The sequence below is a fragment of the Psychrobacter sp. T6-1 genome, from assembly GCF_052258445.1.
Genome location: NZ_JBQQFC010000444.1, coordinates 1 through 1,473, shown reverse-complemented (window position 1 = coordinate 1,473; position 1,473 = coordinate 1). Strand labels below are relative to the sequence as shown.

Below are 1,473 nucleotides of genomic sequence, written 5' to 3'. Positions count from 1 at the left end.
ATTATCGCCCAGATAATACCGTTTATCGCGCCTACCCATAGCTCTTTGTTGAGTAGCCAAACACGGTTAGACCCGCCAATTTGACCCATCGCCATACCGCGAATGACCACAGTAAGCGTTTGAGAGCCTGCGATGCCGCCCATACTCGCTACAACGGGCATAAGAATAGCAAGGGCGACTACTTGCGCGAGCACCTCTTCAAACTGACCGATGACCGCTGCGGCTAAAAGCGCAGTACCCAAGTTAATACCTAACCATACGCTACGACTCTTGGCACTGGTCAAGATAGGTGCGAACAGCTCTTCGTCTTGGCTGACACCTGCCAGATTCTTCATAGTGCTATCGACATCATCTTGGATAATCTCCATGATGTCCTCGCCATTTAATTGTCCGACCAGCTCGCCAAAATCATTGATCACAGGCGCATAACGGATATCCTCTGAGCGAAAAATCGCAGCGGCGTCCTGAATATCTAAGCGATCGTTGATGGTAACTGCAGGATCGATGAAGTCTGCGACCAATAGGTTTTGATCGTGTTTAATCAAATCCACTAGGCTGAGTAGTCCAAGGAGCTGCTGGCTTTGATCCACAACGAGTAGCTCTTGGCTTTGATCATCGAGCAAATCCTCTTCTGCGCGCAGCCAGTCTTGTACTTGCGATAAACTAATATCATCATGCACCTGAATGATATCTGGATCCATGTAGCTACCTACTTCCCAGTCTTCATAGGTGTCGAGCTTATTGACCTGAACGCGTACGTCTTCATCCAAGGTCGCCATGACTGAGGTACGCACTGTGTCGGTGACGGTCTCTAAGATCTCAGAGATGTCTTGCGCGTCAAGGTCTTGGGTGAATAAAGAGATCTCTTTTGAGGAGATATTCTCCATCAAGGGCTGGCGCGTCTCGACCTCTAGCTCCGCGAGCACTTCGCCCTTTAGCTCCTCTGGTATTTGCTCCCAAATGAGCAATCGGGTTTGACTCGGGAATGACTCGAGCAGGTTGGCGATTTCGTACTCAGACTGCTTAGCTAAAAACTCAGTAATCGCGTTATAGGACTTATCAGCGACTAATTCTTGCAAGTATAACAGCTTGTATTCAGCGCTATACTCTAACGGATTATAGTCTACTGGTAGCGTGGTCTGACGATCAGGATTTGGCGTAGTAGCAGACATAATCAATCCAATAGGTTAAAGGGGAAAAATAAGGGGTTAGTATTTACGTTTAGCGATTGCCTAGCAGCGCTCGAATATTGGCCAGATACTCATCAGCGACAGCCTCTGGGTCTTTGGTAGCCTTTTTCTTTTTTGCTTTGGCAGGCCAGTCAATATGATCCTCGGGTAGCTCATCCAAAAACCGTGATTCTGAGGTCACGCGCATCTGTCCGCCTGCACGGCGCTGAGTCGCTAAAGTTAACGTCAGCTCACGGCGCGCGCGGGTAATACCGACATACATCAAGCGCCGTTCTTCTTCGAC

2 protein-coding genes are annotated in these 1,473 nt (G+C 48.8%); both read right to left on the bottom strand.

What is annotated here, in order from left to right; genetic code table 11:
- Window positions 1-1,172: magnesium transporter (locus tag ACTXGO_RS13655; protein ID WP_443574905.1), on the bottom strand; the 1,172-nt coding region annotated here is incomplete at its 3' end.
- Window positions 1,173-1,221: 49 nt separating this feature from the next.
- The coding region (locus ACTXGO_RS13650) for a 3'-5' exonuclease (protein WP_443574904.1) at window positions 1,222-1,473 on the bottom strand (252 nt) is incomplete at its 5' end.